The following is a 17,209-nucleotide window of genomic DNA, read 5'->3' on the forward strand; positions in this document are numbered from 1 at the left end:
CAAATGGAATTACTTAAACAGCGTATTCTGCAAGACGGCAGATGTTATCCGGGAGGTATCCTGAAAGTAGATAGTTTTATAAATCACCAGATGGATCCGATGCTTCTGTATAAGGTTGCCGAAGAATTTATCAATCGATTTAAAGGAGAACATATCAACAAGATCGTAACAATCGAAGCCAGCGGTATCGCTCCGGCTATCATGGTCGGATATATCCTGCAATTGCCTGTTGTGTTTGTGAAGAAAAAGCAACCCAAGACAATGGAGAATATGTTGAGTACGGTAGTCCATTCGTTCACCAAAGACCGTGATTATTCAGTTTGTATCAGCAATAACTTCCTGACAGCAGACGACCATATCCTGTTTATCGACGACTTCCTGGCATTCGGTAATGCCGCAATGGGAATGATCGACCTGGCCGGACAGGCCGGCGCAACGATTGCCGGTATGGGCTTCATCATTGAAAAAGCTTTTCAGGATGGAGGGAAAGCCTTACGCGAGTCGGGTATCCATGTGGAAAGTCTGGCTATTATCGACAGCCTGGACGACTGCAAGATCACGATTCGCTAGAAAGAGACCAACTAATTGAGTAAAAATAATGAATACAGAAGTAAAAGAAAGATTGCTCGACAGGGTGAAGACCAATCCCTATGTAAATCATCTGGGAGTACAATTCACCACTGTCGAAGACGGGATCGTTGAGGCGCGTATGCCTTTGCATGACGAACAGCGCCAATACAGCGGCGTTATCCACGGCGGTGTGTTGGCAGCCCTGGCAGATACGATCGCAGGCTTTGCCGCTTATACAATGACCCCGTTGGACAAGGATGTGCTGACAGCAGAACTGAAAGTTTCTTTCCTGCGGGCAGCCTGGGGAAAAGAACTGATTGCCAGAGGCACGGTTATCAAACCTGGACGGCATGTACATTTCAGCGAATGCGAGATTTACTGCGACGATAAGCTCGTCAGCAAAGCATCCGGCACATTCAGTGTCGTACAACCACAGGTATAAACAAATTCGGTTTTATATCGAGAAACGCAGGCAAGCTGTGTTTCTCATGATTGGCAGCTTCAGGATATCCTCTTGCTGCCTTTTTTCTATCTGTACGATAATAGCCCGGTTGAACCCGCCGTGTCCGATGGCCAAGATACGTTTACCGGGAAATTCCGTTTGCAGGAATTGCAGGAACTCTCCGGCTCTTTTGTACAACGCCTCCACGCTCTCCACACTTTCCGGCAGATTCTTGAAATCCATTTCATTGGCTACTTTTCCGGTATAGATTCCCCAATCCATTTCGCGGAGAAGGGGAGTCTGGACTGGCTCCAGTCCTTTGCGCCGGGCAACAGCCATAGCGGTGTCGTAACTGCGGGCCAGGTCGCTGCTTACGATCACGTCGATCTCTTCTTTTTCCAGCAGGGCGGCCAGTTGTTCCGCCTGCTGTTTACCTAATTCAGACAGATGGCCGGGCATTTGTCCCTGCATGATATGCAGTTTGTTCTCTTCCGTCTCTCCATGACGGCTTAATATGAGTGATATCGTTGAGTCCATCTTATTTATACTTGATCCACTTAACCATTTCTTTGATACTCGGTTTCTTTCCGTACATCAGGATACCTACACGGTATATCTTGGCGGATAACCAGACAATACCGATAGCAGAAGCATATAATAAGGAAACGGATAGCAGCTTCTCCCACAAAGGTATTTCAAACGGAATACGTACCATCATAACGATCGGTGACGTGAACGGGATCATCGAACACCAGAAAGCCAGCGGGCCATCCGGATTTTCCATACTATAAATACCGGCGTACAGCGCAAAGATCATAAAGATCGTAACAGGCGCCATAAACTGCTGTGTATCTTCCTGGCTGTCTACGGCCGAACCGATAGCTGCGAATATGGATGCATACAACATATAGCCGCCAATGAAGTAGATAATAAAGGAAATACCGATCTCTGCGATATTGATCGAATTGATAATCCCCATAATTTCATTGCCCGAAGAAGACGCCAGCGCATTCGCATCCATCATCCCCATTTGAGGCCCGGCTTGCAGGGATGCCACATCGACTCCACCGGAGAACATAAAACCTCCTACGCTAACCAGTATGGTCGTGATAATCCCCCATAGGAACACTTGTGTCAGTCCGACAAAGCCTATCCCGATGATCTTTCCCATCATTAGGTCGAACGGCCGTACGGAAGAGATCATCACCTCGATGATACGGTTCGTCTTTTCCTCCATGACGCCCTGCATCACCATCGCCCCGTACATCATAATAAACATATAGATAATGAAGGTAAACACCATTCCGATCACAGAAGCTACGGTGGCCGACGAGGTACTTTCCTGCCCGTCTTCACTCCACTTGATAGTCTGTACGTTAAAGTTGATCTTGCTTTCTTTGATAATCTCTTTCAGATTGGGAATATTGAACGAAGCAAGCTTTTCGCTTTCCAGTTGTTTGCTTAATGTCTGGTTGACCAGCCGGCTCAGTTCGACAGGTACCTGCTTTTCCGAATAAAGGGTTGCAGCCTTGGGGTTGTTCAGCAGGTCATCTGTGATACTCAGGAAGGCGAATATTTCCTTGTCGCTGTTCCGGCGATAGTCGTCTAACGTCTTGTCGCTATGGATGAAGTGGAAACTTTCGTTATTCTCAAACAGTTGGGCATATTTCCCGGTCGTATCGATAATGGCAATATTACGCACTTCGTCTCCTTTGATCGTGGATAACCATAACGGTACGAATACCAGTGCGGCAAACAGGAACGGAGTCAGTAACGTAAGCAGGATAAACGACTTTTTACTTACCCGGCGCAAATACTCTCTTTTGATTATAAGTCCTATTTTATTCATGCCTGTGTCGTGTTTGTACCTGATACGGTGTTAATAAATATATCGTTCATGGAAGGTAGCTCTTCTGCAAATGAAAGGATCTCAGCCTGTTCCGACAGGGTGGATAATAGGGTGGAATTGCTGATCCCTTCGGCCTTGTGTATCTGAAGTTCGCGTATCCCGCTCTGTTCCTTTTCGGAAAGTAACGTGAAGATATGTGTCTGGTCGTCCTGCAGGGAACTGTCGGAAGTGATACGCAGGGTAAACGTATTGTTGCGGAAACGGTTCCTTACTTCCGTTACATTCCCCGAAAGTACGACCTGCGACTGATTGATCAGGGCGATATTATCACATATCTCTTCGACCGAAGCCATATTGTGGGTAGAGAAAATAATGGTATGGCCTTTCTCCTTCAGTTCCAGGATCTCCTGTTTCAGCCGTTCTGCATTCACCGGATCGAAACCGCTGAACGGTTCGTCGAAGATAAGCAATGCCGGCTCGTGGATAACCGTAATGATGAACTGGACTTTCTGCTGCATCCCTTTCGACAACTCTTCCAGCTTCTTGTTCCACCAGGGCATGATATCGAACTTCTCGAACCAACGGGTAAGGCGTTTGCGGGCTTCGGGATACGATAACCCTTTCAGTTGCGCCAGGTAGATTGCCTGTTCGCCGACTTTCATCTTTTTATACAGTCCGCGTTCTTCCGGTAAATATCCGATCTGATAGATATCCTCCGGCTGCGACTCACGTCCGTTGAAACGAACGAGCCCACTGTCGGGAGCGGTGATGCGGTTGATTATACGAATAAGGGTGGTTTTGCCGGCACCGTTAGGCCCGAGTAACCCGAATATCTTTCCTTCGGGAACCTGTATACTAACCTTGTTCAATGCAAGATGGTTGGCATACTGTTTTACCACATCTTCCGTTTCCAAAAAGTTCATAGGCTATAAGTTGTTGTTACATTTTTAATACGATACGTTCTCCCAGTTCTTTACTTAATACATTCTTTATCTCGTTCAGGTGAGTCAGCTTTTTCATCAGCTCGAACACCTGGTCTTCGTTTCCTTTCAGATGCGCTTCCTTGATCGCCAGTTGGGTTTCCTTTATCTGGTGGATGATATAAGCATCCTTGATGGCATATATTTCACGGATCACCAGCTGATCCAGTTTATCCTCCTCCTGTTCCAGTTCGCGGTACTTGCTATGGTATTTGCTCAGCTGATACTTCTCGCTTATCAGGTTGGCGGCCAGACGGCTTACGTTCGGATCGGGATGGGCAAGGAAGTAACGGTTGGCAATGAATCCCTCGTTCTTGCATTTCTCGGCGGCTTCGTCGAGCATGCTCTTGAAGATCGGGGTATAGAAAGTCAGGTCGTCACGCTCCAGGTCGTAACGGATATAATCGGCGACATGCATAACGATATGCTCGTTTGTTTCCTCATCCACATAGTCGAACAATACCTTTTCACCATACCGCACGATATATTTCATCAATGTCACCTCATACGCCTCATAAGGCGAACGTTTCGGTTGCGGAGGCATCTGCGGCTGGGGAGGAGGCGGAGCCATCGGCGGAACCTCCATAGGGCCTGTCTCTTCCGTTGGATATTCTTCGGGTGGAGGAGGAGGCGGCATGTTATCGTCCGGCGGAAGGAAGCTCTCTGCTTCTCCCGCAACTTCTCCCGTGTATGGTTGATAGCCGGGAATATCGGTGTATTCCGGGATCGGGCTGATGTTTGCCTGTGGAGGAGGAGCCTGGGTACTCTGTCTTTCGTCTTTGCTTAACCGGATCTTATTGACCTCGTTCAGCAACACCTGTTCGTCTATTTCCATCATGCTGCTGCATTCGCGGATATAGATGGAACGGGCTATATTATCGGGGATGATGGCTACCGTGCGGATAATATCCGTGATCAGCGACGAACGCTTGATCGGGTCGTTTCCTGCATCATCCAGTAATAAACGGGTTTTGAAGCGGATGAAGTCCGTTTCGTTTTGTTTGATAAATTCTGCAAACTGGCTCGCGTTGTGTTTACGGGCGAACGAGTCGGGGTCTTCACCGTCCGGCAAAAGAACCACTTTGACGTTCATGCCGTCTTCCAGCAGCAGGTCGATACCGCGCAGGGCAGCTTTGATACCGGCGGCATCACCGTCATACAATACGGTTATATTACTGGTGAAACGGTGTATAAGCCGTATCTGTCCCTGCGTAAGAGCCGTACCGGAAGAGGCGACTACGTTCTCTATACCTGCCTGGTGCATGGATATCACATCCGTATACCCTTCCACCAGGAAGCAACAGTCGGCTTTGACTATGGCCTGCTTGGCAAAGAAAATACCGTAGAGCTCGTTACTCTTGTGGTAAATCTCACTCTCGGGGGAGTTGACGTATTTGGCCGTCTTTTCATCCTTTTTGAGTACACGTCCGCCAAAGGCGACCACTTTACCGCTCAACGTATGAACCGGGAAAATCACACGGCCACGAAAGCGGTCGTTCACCCCTCCGTTATCGTAAGCGATTACTAGCCCGGTCTTTTCCAGAAATTCTTTTTTGTATCCGTTCTTTTTCGCTTCTTTGTAAAGGGCATCCCGTTGGTCGAGGCTGTAACCCAACTGGAATTTACGGATGGTGTCTTCGCGGAATCCTCGTTCGGCAAAGTAGCGCAGTCCGACCGTTTTCCCTTCTATGTGTTCGTATAGTTGGGTGGTAAAGTATTGCTGCGCCCAGCTATTGACGATCAGCATACTTTCGCGGTCGCTTTTCCTTTGCTTCTCCTTGTCGGTCAGTTCCCGTTCCTGTATCTCGATGTTATATTTCTTGGCCAGGTAACGCAGGGCGTCGAAATAGTTCAACTGTTCATGCTTCATAATGAAGTGGACAGCCGTACCGCCTTCGCCGCAGGCAAAACACTTACAGATATTTTTGGCCGGAGAGACGTAGAAAGAGGGTGTTTTATCCGTATGAAACGGACATAATCCTACATAGTTCACCCCTCGTTTGCGTAGGGTAACGAATTCTGAAACAACATCCACAATGTTTGCAGCGTCAAGTATCCGGTCTATGGTAGGTTGATCGATCATTTAATTTATTTCCTTCCTTATATAATGGGTCACAAATGTAGCGAATTTATTTGGAAACAACCAATGTCTCTGTTTCTATGTTTGTAAACAGTCAATATCTGAATCTTTAGGTATCTCTATTGGCAAATTTGCATATTAGCACATTAACACATTATAATTATGGAAGTAAATGAAAGAAGTGATCTGACAGATGCTGTATTGTCAGTCGTTGAGGAGTTGAAGGAAGAGAGGAAATACTCTTCTGTACATACGTATATGGCTGCGTTGCATTCTTTGGCGATGTTTTCCGGTGGGAGAGAGGCTGCGCTACCGGTTTGCCGGGTCTTTATGGCGGGCACGCTGCGGGAGTATCAGGACTGGTTGCGGCAAAAGGGGTTGAGCTGGAATACGGTGTCTACCTATATGCGCGTGTTGCGTGCCATGTATAACCGCCTTTTTCCACCCGGAATGGCCGGACACGATCCGAAACTCTTTGACGGAGTATATACGAAAGTCGAGTCGAAAACCAAACGTGCACTGACCGAGGAACAGATGCAAACGCTCTCGAATGTCGATTTCGATACTTTGCCCGAAGATATGAAAAGTGCACTCGCCTGGTTCCTGTTGATGTTCATGTTTCACGGCATGCCGTTTATCGATCTGGCCTATCTGCGTAAAAACGAACTGAAAGGGAACACGATTGTTTATTGCCGTCATAAGACAGGGCGGCAGATGGTGGTCGATATTCCCCGTGAAGCGATGAAATATTTCGAAGCGTTTCGCGATAAGAACCCGGCTTCGCCCTACCTCTTTCCAATCCTGAATGAAAAGTTAAAAAACGAGTGGCAGCTCTATCGCTGTTACCTGGAAGCGTTACGTAATTTCAACCGTAAGCTGAAAAAGCTCGGCAAGCAGCTATTGCCCGGCGTGAAAATCAGTTCGTATACCGCACGGCACACCTGGGCGACGTTGGCCTTCTATCTGGGCTTGGCTTTAGGGATTATCAGCAAGGGACTCGGCCATTCTTCTTTACGGGTGACGGAAACCTATCTGAAACCAATCGAAGACAAGAAACTGGATGAGGCTAATTGTTTGTTGATAAGTAGTATTATACCTCCGGCAGCCGGATAAATGAATGTAATGAGTAAGGTAATTATTGAAAGGGAATTACTTACCAATAATCATAAAGACATATATAAAATGAAAACAAGTTCCAAATAAATATAGATAAATCATCTATATATCAATAATTTATATACGAGTTTTTATTTTCAGTTGTTTTCTACGTTTTCTGTTGCTTTGCTCTTTTTAGGTGCATTTTTGTTTCTTGTTTGTTTCTTGATTACGTTTTTTATTTGTACCTTTGTGATAGGAAATAACGAATAAAAGGACACAAATATGCCAAGGACCAGAAAGCCAATAAAAGTAAAGGAGCCGATTCGTCTTCGGACGAAGGAGTTGGCCAATGGCAGCAAGAGTTTGTATCTGGATATATACCGAAATGGTAAGCGGACATACGAGTATTTGAAAATGTATCTTATTCCGGAAACGGATCGTAATGCCCGCCAACAGAACGAAACGACAATGGCTGCCGCAAATGCAATCAAATCGAAGCGTATCATAGAGTTGACAAGTGGTGAAGCCGGTATCATGAATCACAAGGATAAGGTTTATCTGCTGGACTGGATGCAACTCTATAAAGAGGAACAGAAGAAACGTGGTAAGAAAAACATAGGCCAGATAAAATCTGTTACCGGTATCTTGAAAGAGTATGCAGGAGAAAGATTCACATTAAATCAGATTGACCTCACTTTTTGCCACGGCTATATCGACTATATGCTGACAAACTACCGTCCCAAAGGAAAACCCATCTCGGCTTCTACGCGTAATACCTATTACCAGATTTTCAACGGTGCGTTAAATGCCGCTGTCCGTGCGAAACGGATCTTAAAGAATCCATTCAACGAAATGGAAAAATCGGAGAAGCCCAAGATGCCGGAAAGTGTGCGTTCGTATATGACTATTGAAGAAGTGAGATCATTAATCGCTACACCAATGCAGAACGAAGGGGTAAAAAGTGCCTACCTGTTCTCCTGCTTCTGTGGACTACGTATCAGTGACATTATCGGATTGCAATGGAAAGATGTGTTTATTGACAACGGCCAATACCGCTTGGCAGTAGCCATGCAGAAGACGAAAGAACCGATTTACCTTCCGCTCTCCAATGAAGCGTTGAAGTGGATGCCGGAACGTGGGGACAAGACAGCAGACGACCATGTGTTCGATTTGCCTTCAGGTATCAACCAACTTATCAAACCGTGGGCCAAAGCCGCCGGAATTTCCAAGCGATTCACCTTTCACACCGCCCGCCACACGTTCGCCACAATGATGCTGACATTGGGGGCCGATTTGTACACTGTATCTAAATTGCTCGGTCATACATCTGTAAAGATGACCCAAGTGTATGCCAAAATCGTCAATAAGAAAAAAGACGATGCAGTAAATCTGACCAACGGTTTATTCGATTAACAATGCAATGAACATCAGATATGTAATCACTTATAAGGGTGTTGTTCCGACAGGATTCTCTTATCGGAGCAACACTCTTATAATATATCATATAAATCCAATTTAAAATATTTCATCATGAAAAGACCTAACAATGGCCCTCTCTCTTTTTGGAGGGAAAAAACATCTGCACCATTTTGTTGCAGAACAGGATGTAGCGAAAGAATTATTCGCATTGCTCGTTGAAGCAAAAACAATGTATCTCCGTGATGTCGTGACGGGCAATAAGCAGTACTACCGTTACGTGGAGGATTTCGTAAACAGCCACCGGTATATCGACTGTGACCATGCGGTCTGCCGGAACTGCCATGAAATGAACATTCATATCGTCAAGGGGCTATTAAACGATTGCTCCCATCTTATCCGAGCATTTTTTACCGAAGCAGACTTCTCGTTCGAGAAGTGTATGGAACTGAAACGAACGTATGATACGTTTGTGCCACCATCACAGTCCGTCACGTGCTGCAAAGATGGACCGACAAGAATTTATCCTCTTTCTTTTGGATGCAATCTCACTCGTAAACAGATGATAGGTATTACAGCTTGTGCCAATGCTTATCATCTGTTTTGCGTTTCTACCCTACACGTTGAAGATATGGAAGCTCTGCTTTCCTGTAAAGAAGGATTCTGTATTCGTGTAAACAATATCCGCCATGTGGCCATCCTGTTTGATACACTCCTTGAGCACTCGTTTATCCAAGCCAAATGGCAGTCCGTTCTCAGTAATGGGCGGTTCTTGCAAACCAAGGATGGAAAAGGATTCGTTTCAGCTTCAAGCCTTTCATCCGCTCTGTCTGCCTTGCGTAACAACATGACATCAACAGGTTACGGTATCAGACGAGCCATTGATGAACTGAGAGAGTGGTAAGAAGTGCCAATAAGCGAAGTATGTGAAAGGTAAAAGCGTGACAGTTGCCGTGATACGTGGTTACTATCACGGTACAAACTCACGCTGACCTTTTGGGTTGCCCTATCTTTGACCTCCGTTAGCGCGCTACATAACGGAGGATATACTTCATTGTCTAAATTTATAATAACTCATTTATGCAAAATAATAGATTGACATTCATGGAACGGCTGAGTGAACGGCTTACAAGCGTCGAAGCCATCCTAAAGAAATTAGATCCGATAGAAAGTCTGTTGGAACGCATCGCATTGCTGGAAAAAAATATATATACCACCAAACAGGTGTTTACCTTCCAAGAGGCTTGTATGTATATCGGAATATCCGAGAGTATGCTGTACAAGCTAACATCAGGCAAGGAGATTCCGCACTACAAGCCACGTGGCAAAATGATATATTTCGCCAAAGAAGATCTGGACGAATGGCTTTTGCAGAATTATGAACCAACCGTAGATGAAGCAGCACGTATGGCAAACGAGGCCGCTGCCACACAACCTTTCTTTAATCAAAGACGCCATGGAAAACGAAAGAAGAACTGAATATAATGTGGATATGAGGCCGGAGGAGGATTTCTTATCGGATATCCTCTCCGCCTCGCAGATTCGGGCGACGGATACCTATGAAACGCCGCCACAGATTATCTGGATAGACAACTCGACCATTGCTACGCTCGGCAACTTCAGCGCATCAACCGGCAAGGCGAAATCAAAAAAAACATTTAACGTTTCGGCCATTGTCGCTGCATCGCTGGCAGGGAAACAAGTGCTGAACTACCGGGCGCACCTCCCGGAAGGTAAACGCAAGATTCTGTACGTGGACACGGAGCAGAGCCGCTTCCATTGTCATAATGTACTGGAACGCATCTTGCGGCTTGCCGGACTGCCCACTACAACCGACAGTGAAAACCTCGACTTTATTTGCTTGCGCGAATACTCTCCGGCCATACGCATTGGGGTCATCGACTACGCCTTACGTCAAAGAAAAGGATACGGACTTGTTATCATCGACGGTATCCGTGACCTGATGCTTGACATAAACAGTACCGGTGAGTCCGTGGAAGTCATTAACAAGATGATGGAATGGTCATCAAAGTATGACCTGCATATCCACTGTGTGCTACACTTGAATAAAGGAGATAACAATGTGCGCGGGCATATCGGTACGGAAATGAGCAACAAGGCGGAGACTGTACTGGTCATCAGCAAAAACAACGATTGTCCCAACGTCAGCGAAGTTCATGCGTTACACATCCGTGAGAAAGAGTTTAAACCTTTTGCTTTCACTGTCAATGAGGGCGGGCTCCCGGTTCTCGCAGAAGGGCATTTGTTTGAGAATGCCCCACATCAGAAACCGAAACAGCGGACGGGTTTTATGGAACTAAGCATCGAACAGCACCGTGAAGCCCTTTCCGCTGCATTTGGAGATAAACCCATCCGTGGGTTTGAAAATATGCTGCAAGCCATGATGACTGCTTACGAGGCAATCGGGTTTAAGCGTGGGAGAAACGTAATGGTCAAACTGCTGCAATATCTGACTGACACCTTAAAACTGGTTATCAAACGAGATAAACTTTTTTATTATGACATGACACAGGCAGAAACCATGCTTTTCGATGAAGAATGAGAGCGGGCGCGGGCCTATATAATTCAGTTTAATTTAGTATTTATATATATAGGGGCGCAAACTAAACTAAACCGCTTTTGTACAAAACAAGTGAAAAGAAATTTAATATGACCATAGACGAAGCAAAACGAGTGCGTATCGTGGACTTTTTGGCCCAGCTCGGCCACCGTGCGCAGTATATGAAATCAGAGCAATATTGGTATCTTTCGCCTCTCAGGAAAGAGGTGACGCCATCGTTCAAAGTCAATGACCGGCTGAATGAATGGTATGATTTTGGCGAGGCCACCGGAGGCGACCTTGTGGAACTGGGTAAGTACCTTTGCGGAACTAAAAGTGTGAGTGAAGCATTAGCATACATCAAACGGTATGTCAATGGTGTGTCGCTGCCGAAAACCCGGGCGTTGCCCGCAACCTCTCGACCAGTGGAAGCCGACATGAAGAATTTGATTATCGTGCCGCTGCGACACCACGCACTGCTCTCATATCTCCATTCACGTATGATTGATTCGGATATCGGACGAATGTTCTGCAAGGAAGTCCATTACGAACTGCGCCAGAGACGTTACTTTGCACTGGCCTTTGGCAATATATCCGGTGGATACGAGGTACGAAACCCTTATTACAAAGGATGTATCAAGAACAAGGACATTTCCTTGATACCCCAATCGCGTGGTGAGGCACAGAGCCGTGTCTGCCTATTTGAAGGATTCATGGACTTTCTGTCCTATCTAACCCTAAAACAGACGGACGATAGTGCCATTTGCATTAATGCCCCCTGTGACTACCTTGTTATGAACTCGGTCAGTAATCTGAAAAGGACATTGACGTATTTGCAAAAATACACGTATATTCACTGTTACCTTGACAATGACCTTGCCGGACAAAAGACAGTGGAAACCATAGCCGGGATGTATGGCAGATGCGTCTATAACGAATCAAACTGTTATGCCGGTTACAAAGACCTGAACGACTACTTACGTGGGAAGAAACAATGAACAACCCGCTCCCTAAGCCCTCCTTCATCACGGAGGGCTTTTTTTATATCCCGACTTTTCCTGTTTTCTTATCCAAAATCATATTTGAATATGATTTTGAAATATGATTTTTGGATTTTGAAAAAATATTATATTGAAACGATACGTTTTATAATCAATAATTTTATCTTTCAAATTATCCATTCTTATTTTGCACACACAACCAAATATAAAAATCATATTATACAAAAATATATGAAATCATATTTTATTTTCACCATTGTCCTGACGGTTGCCTATCTCGTCTATTATGCAGTTATCATCGTGCAGGACCTTTATGGAAAAAAAGGAAATGGCAAGCCGGAAGAAGAGGTATTTGACCTCGGTGCGCCAGAAGATGAACAGAGTGTGTACGTGACGGAGAGCGATACGGGATTCAATGTGGGTAATGAGAAATATGAAACAGATGTTGCCCCTACCGCTTCGCCTGCACCACAGGAGACGGAAACCGCAGACAATAATGGCGAGATAGCCGTGGCGGAGAAGCTAAAACGCCTGAAAGCCCAAGCGGAGGAACAGATGGAAGAAACCGAGACCTACCTGTCGGACGCATACACGGCAGACGAACTATACAAAGCAATGCTTGCCAAAGGAAAGACGGGCAACCGTCCGAAACTGGTATGGAAACCTCTCAAAGACCGATTGTAAAATGTCGAAAGCAAAAAAAATATTATGTGCACTGTGCTTTGTCCCTTATGCGGCATTCGCCAAAAGTGGCAGCGTAAACTACAGTTGGGGTGCAGACGCACTGGCAACGATGCACGACTTCGTGGTGACGATGATGCTGTACGTGCTGTACATCTGCTACGCTGTCGCCTCGGTTTTCGTAGTCGTTGCCGCGCTCCAGATCTATATCAAAATGAACACAGGCGAGGACGGCGTGGTGAAGTCTATCGTATCACTTGTCGGTGCGTGCCTCTTCATCACTGGAGCTTCAATCGTGTTCCCTGCTTTCTTCGGCTACCGCATATAGGTGGCTGACAGAAGTGTAAAATAAATTCAAAAAACAAGAGTACCACAAAAATGTAATAAATATGTTTCAGAAATTCAAAAGAATGTGCCGAAAGGCAAAGAAAACCATCATGCAAGTTTCCACCAAAGTAAGAATGTTAATCATTGCCCTGTTGGGAGGCATACCTGCTATGGCTCAAAGTACGGCAGGTGATTACTCGGCCGGTACGACAGCTCTATCAACCGTAGCGGAGGAAATCGTGAAATACGTTCCTGTCATGGTCAAACTCTGCTATGCCATTGCTGGTGTCGTGGCCATCATCGGAGCCATTTCGGTGTATATCGCCATGAACAACGAGGAACAGGATGTCAAGAAGAAGATCATGATGGTAGTTGGGGCGTGCCTTTTTCTGATTGCGGCGGCCCAAGCATTACCTCTATTCTTCGGAATTAACGCATAAACAGTCAGGAAATGATTAGTGACGGACGTTATCCGGATTATCCGCTGTTCAAGGGGTTACAACGGCCTTTGGAGCTGATGGGATTACAAGGCCGCTACATCTATTGGGCGGCAGGCGTGGCTGGTGGAGCCATTGTGGGCTTTATCGCCGCCTACTGTCTTATGGGCTTTGTGGCCGGACTGGTCGTATTGGCAACTGTCTTATCTGCGGGAATCGTGCTTATCATCCTCAAACAGCGAAAAGGGCTGCACAGCAAAAATGTAAAACGTGGAGTGTATGTGTATGCCTATTCGCACAAAGTATGACTATAAGAAAAACCATCACGGCAATGTGTGTGGCTGATTGATTGTTGAACGCGGGCGGGTCCGCCTCCAGCCGAGGCAGACCTGCCCCTATTTAATGAACGAATATCGGAATGACCCTATATATCATTTTATTTTTCATCGCCCTATGTACGGGTATGGCCTTGTCAGTCTATACGTTCGGTACGGGCGGCAAGCGCAAGCACATCTTTCAGAATATCTATTTCTCTGTGGAAGATACAGATGGTGTGGGTGTGCTGTACACCAAGACGGGTGAATATTCCGCCGTCTTGAAAATCGAAAATCCAGTACAGAAGTATTCGGCAGACATTGACAGCTATTACGATTTCACGCATCTATTCTCTGCCCTTGCGCAAACACTGGGCGAAGGATATGCCTTACACAAACAGGACATCTTCGTGAGAAAACAGTTCGCGAACGAGCCGGAGCATAATCAAGAATTTCTCTCAGCATCGTACTTCCGTTATTTTAATGGGCGTCCGTACACGGACAGCCTTTGCTATCTGACTATCACACAGGAAGCCAAGAAGAGCCGTCTTTTCTCTTACGATAGCAAGAAATGGCGCGATTTCCTCGTGAAGATTTATAAGGTTCGAGACCTACTACGCGACAGCGGTGTACAAGTGAAATTCCTGAACAAAGCCGAGGCAAGCGAATATGTGGACCGTTACTTTGCGATGAACTTCAAAGACCGTACGGTCTCGATGACGAATGTCAAGGCTGACGACGAAACGGTATCTATGGGTGATAAACGCTGTAAGGTGTACAGCCTCGTGGACGTGGACTGCGCCGCACTCCCCTCGCTGATACGTCCCTATACCAATATCGAGGTGAATAATACCGAGATGCCAGTGGATCTTGTCTCGGTGGTGGATAATATTCCGAACGCAGAAACGGTGGTGTACAACCAAATTATTTTCCTGCCCAGTCAGAAGCGTGAACTGGCATTACTCGACAAAAAGAAGAACCGGCACGCAAGCATCCCCAATCCGAGTAACCAAATGGCCGTAGAGGACATCAAGCAGGTACAGGACGTAATAGCCCGTGAAAGCAAACTGCTCGTGTACACGCACTTCAACATGGTGGTGGGCGTGCCTGCCGACACCGACCTTCAAAAATGCACGAATCACTTGGAAAACGCTTTTGGGCGCATGGGCATACATATCAGTAAGCGTGCATACAACCAACTGGAACTGTTCGTCAGTTCATTTCCGGGCAACTGTTACAGCCTGAACGAGGAATATGACCGTTTTCTGACCCTCTCCGACGCTGCGGTATGCCTGATGTACAAGGAACGGGTGCAGCATAGTGAGGAAACGCCGATAAAAATTTATTATACTGACCGTCAAGGTGTTCCGGTAGCTATCGACATCACGGGAAAAGAGGGAAAGAACAAGCTGACCGACAACTCGAATTTTTTCTGCCTGGGGCCTTCGGGCAGCGGAAAGAGTTTCCACATGAACTCCGTCGTGCGCCAGTTGCATGAACAGGGGACGGACGTGGTAATGGTCGATACGGGTAACTCATACGAGGGGCTATGCGAGTATTTCGGCGGCAAGTATATCAGCTATACCGAGGAACGGCCCATCACGATGAATCCGTTCCGCATCAATCGGGAAGAGATGAACGTAGAAAAAACGGGATTCTTGAAAAACCTCGTCTTGCTTATCTGGAAAGGTACGCAGGGAACGGTCACAAAGACGGAAGACCGTCTGATAGAGCACGTCATCACGGAATATTACGACGCCTACTTCAATGGTTTCGAGGGCTTCACACCCCAACAGCGTGAGGACTTGCGTAAGAGCCTCGTTATTGATGACCGCAACAGCAGTGAGAAGCGGCACGAAAGCGAACGGGAACGCGCGGTCCGCATCGAGGGTATCATTGACGAGATAGAGGGCCGACGCAAGGAACTGAAAGTGGAGGAACTGTCATTCAACTCTTTCTATGAATATTCCGTGCAGCGCATCCCGGATATCTGTGAGGAGAACCGTATCACGGGCATCGACCTCTCGACATACCGCTATATGATGAAGGACTTCTATTTGGGCGGCAACCACGAAAAAACGCTGAACGAGAACATGGACAGCTCGCTGTTCGACGAGACGTTCGTGGTCTTCGAAATCGACAGCATAAAAGATGACCCGCTGCTTTTTCCTTTGGTCACGCTGATTATCATGGATGTTTTCTTGCAAAAAATGCGCATCAAGAAGAACCGCAAAGTCCTTGTCATCGAGGAAGCATGGAAAGCCATCGCCAGCCCGCTGATGGCGGAGTACATTAAATTTATGTACAAAACAGCGCGTAAATTCTGGGCCAGTGTGGGCGTGGTGACACAGGAAATACAAGACATCATCGGCAGCGAAATCGTGAAAGAGGCCATCATCAATAACTCGGATGTGGTGATGCTGCTTGACCAGAGCAAATTCAAGGAACGTTTCGACACCATCAAGACGATTCTTGGCCTAACGGACGTGGACTGTAAGAAAATTTTTACCATTAACCGCCTTGAAAACAAGGAAGGACGCAGCTTCTTCCGCGAGGTGTTTATCCGTCGGGGCACGACCAGCGGTGTTTATGGCGTGGAAGAACCGCGCGAGTGCTACATGACTTACACGACCGAACGAGCGGAGAAAGAGGCTCTGAAGCTTTACAAGCGCGAGTTACAATGCAGCCACCAAGAGGCTATCGAGGCATATTGCCGCGACTGGAATACCAGCGGTATCGGCAAGGCATTGCCGTTTGCGCAGAAAGTTAATGAAGCGGGATGTGTACTGAACTTAACCACTAAAATAACATCATAATGAAAACGAAAAGGATTTTAATCACCCTGTCACTGGGCTACGGGATAAATATGATGGGGTTTGAAAGCAGCTTGACGCGCGAACAAATCTCTGTCAGCAATCCGGAACTCACTGTTTTGTCCCTCCGGGAGTTTTGTATGCTGTCCAAGGAGAACCTGCTCCGCATGGATGACATGACACCGGACAAAGTAGCCGCCATCGAACGGTTGTTGGCAGAGTATTCCCTTCGGTTGGGTATGTCCGATGTAGAACTGGAAGCGTATTTGAACCGGTATTATGAAGAAAACCCCAAAGAAAAGGAGTTTTACGATATGTGCGACAGGCTATGTAACAGCAAACCTGTCTTCGATGAAAACAGGTTTCGAGAAGAACTATTCAGGGAACTGAACAGTAGTCCGATGAGTGAAAAAAGACTAAGTGACTTGGGATGGCTACGTTATCAGACCGTGCGCGAAACTTATCTAAACCAGCCTTTCTTTTTGAGATGGTTCGGCTCCCAAGAAGCCCGGATCAAAAGGGCCATCAAGGATACTACCATCATACATGATATGTTCTGCCGACTTGTCACGGAGAATTGTATCGAATCTGAACGGTGGTATTTCAATCACAAGGAACCGGAATACATAAAAGAGGTCTGA

At 46.4% G+C, this 17,209-nt stretch carries 18 protein-coding genes; 14 read left to right on the top strand and 4 right to left on the bottom strand.

Annotated elements, in window-relative coordinates; genetic code table 11:
* Positions 1–3: 3 nt before the first annotated feature.
* Positions 4–570, top strand: a complete 567-nt coding sequence (xpt, locus tag HMPREF1536_RS00200) for a xanthine phosphoribosyltransferase (protein ID WP_028728582.1) — start codon at positions 4–6, stop codon at positions 568–570.
* Positions 571–598: 28 nt separating this feature from the next.
* Complete coding sequence (locus HMPREF1536_RS00205) at positions 599–1,012, top strand: PaaI family thioesterase (protein ID WP_028728583.1); 414 nt, start codon at positions 599–601, stop codon at positions 1,010–1,012.
* Between the two features lie 12 nt (positions 1,013–1,024).
* On the opposite strand, the gene HMPREF1536_RS00210 is transcribed toward HMPREF1536_RS00205, so the two are convergent.
* Genes HMPREF1536_RS00210 through dnaG form a run of 4 tightly spaced genes read right to left on the bottom strand, consistent with a single transcriptional unit; the run spans position 1,025 to position 5,924 of the window.
* Entirely contained in the window at positions 1,025–1,549 is a 525-nt protein-coding gene (locus tag HMPREF1536_RS00210) for a histidine phosphatase family protein (protein WP_028728584.1), read from the bottom strand.
* 1 nt (position 1,550) lies between these two features.
* The gene (locus HMPREF1536_RS00215) at positions 1,551–2,861 is read right to left on the bottom strand and encodes an ABC transporter permease (RefSeq protein WP_028728585.1); all 1,311 of its coding nucleotides are present in this window, start codon (positions 2,859–2,861) and stop codon (positions 1,551–1,553) included.
* On the bottom strand, positions 2,858–3,784 hold the full coding sequence (locus tag HMPREF1536_RS00220) for an ABC transporter ATP-binding protein (RefSeq protein WP_028728586.1): 927 nt from the start codon (positions 3,782–3,784) through the stop codon (positions 2,858–2,860). The genes HMPREF1536_RS00215 and HMPREF1536_RS00220 overlap by 4 nt, the downstream gene beginning before the upstream one ends.
* Positions 3,785–3,800: 16 nt before the next feature.
* A complete protein-coding gene (gene dnaG, locus HMPREF1536_RS00225; protein WP_028728587.1) occupies positions 3,801–5,924 on the bottom strand; it encodes a DNA primase in 2,124 nt (707 codons plus the stop codon).
* Positions 5,925–6,083: 159 nt separating this feature from the next.
* Between dnaG and HMPREF1536_RS00230 the strand changes: the two genes are divergently transcribed.
* From HMPREF1536_RS00230 to HMPREF1536_RS00285, 12 genes are all read left to right on the top strand, one after another.
* On the top strand, positions 6,084–7,034 hold the full coding sequence (locus tag HMPREF1536_RS00230) for a tyrosine-type recombinase/integrase (RefSeq protein ID WP_028728588.1): 951 nt from the start codon (positions 6,084–6,086) through the stop codon (positions 7,032–7,034).
* A 267-nt stretch (positions 7,035–7,301) separates the two neighbouring features.
* Positions 7,302–8,432, top strand: a complete 1,131-nt coding sequence (locus tag HMPREF1536_RS00235) for a site-specific integrase (RefSeq protein WP_005777415.1) — start codon at positions 7,302–7,304, stop codon at positions 8,430–8,432.
* Between the two features lie 133 nt (positions 8,433–8,565).
* The gene (locus HMPREF1536_RS00240) at positions 8,566–9,339 is read left to right on the top strand and encodes a hypothetical protein (RefSeq protein ID WP_004322055.1); all 774 of its coding nucleotides are present in this window, start codon (positions 8,566–8,568) and stop codon (positions 9,337–9,339) included.
* A 176-nt stretch (positions 9,340–9,515) separates the two neighbouring features.
* Positions 9,516–9,914 carry a helix-turn-helix domain-containing protein gene (locus HMPREF1536_RS00245; protein WP_004322056.1) on the top strand — a complete coding sequence of 133 codons (399 nt, stop codon included), beginning with the start codon at positions 9,516–9,518 and terminating at the stop codon, positions 9,912–9,914.
* Positions 9,892–10,998 carry an AAA family ATPase gene (locus tag HMPREF1536_RS00250; protein ID WP_004310190.1) on the top strand — a complete coding sequence of 369 codons (1,107 nt, stop codon included), beginning with the start codon at positions 9,892–9,894 and terminating at the stop codon, positions 10,996–10,998. The genes HMPREF1536_RS00245 and HMPREF1536_RS00250 overlap by 23 nt, the downstream gene beginning before the upstream one ends.
* A gap of 107 nt (positions 10,999–11,105) precedes the next feature.
* A complete protein-coding gene (locus HMPREF1536_RS00255; protein WP_004310189.1) occupies positions 11,106–11,993 on the top strand; it encodes a toprim domain-containing protein in 888 nt (295 codons plus the stop codon).
* Between the two features lie 234 nt (positions 11,994–12,227).
* On the top strand, positions 12,228–12,680 hold the full coding sequence (locus HMPREF1536_RS00260) for a hypothetical protein (protein WP_008640351.1): 453 nt from the start codon (positions 12,228–12,230) through the stop codon (positions 12,678–12,680).
* 1 nt (position 12,681) lies between these two features.
* On the top strand, positions 12,682–13,005 hold the full coding sequence (locus tag HMPREF1536_RS00265) for a DUF4134 family protein (protein ID WP_028728589.1): 324 nt from the start codon (positions 12,682–12,684) through the stop codon (positions 13,003–13,005).
* Between the two features lie 61 nt (positions 13,006–13,066).
* Positions 13,067–13,444 (top strand): DUF4134 domain-containing protein, encoded by a 378-nt coding sequence (locus tag HMPREF1536_RS00270; RefSeq protein WP_004322059.1) that lies wholly within the window; start codon positions 13,067–13,069, stop codon positions 13,442–13,444.
* An 11-nt stretch (positions 13,445–13,455) separates the two neighbouring features.
* Positions 13,456–13,749 carry a hypothetical protein gene (locus tag HMPREF1536_RS00275; RefSeq protein ID WP_004322060.1) on the top strand — a complete coding sequence of 98 codons (294 nt, stop codon included), beginning with the start codon at positions 13,456–13,458 and terminating at the stop codon, positions 13,747–13,749.
* 110 nt (positions 13,750–13,859) lie between these two features.
* Positions 13,860–16,571: a TraG/VirB4 family ATPase gene (locus HMPREF1536_RS00280; protein ID WP_004322061.1), complete on the top strand. Its 2,712-nt coding sequence runs from the start codon at positions 13,860–13,862 to the stop codon at positions 16,569–16,571.
* A complete protein-coding gene (locus HMPREF1536_RS00285) occupies positions 16,571–17,209 on the top strand; it encodes a hypothetical protein (RefSeq protein WP_004322062.1) in 639 nt (212 codons plus the stop codon). Before HMPREF1536_RS00280 ends, HMPREF1536_RS00285 begins: the two co-directional genes overlap by 1 nt.

The sequence above is a fragment of the Parabacteroides gordonii MS-1 = DSM 23371 genome (assembly GCF_000969825.1).
Classification (GTDB): Bacteria; Bacteroidota; Bacteroidia; order Bacteroidales; family Tannerellaceae; genus Parabacteroides; species Parabacteroides gordonii.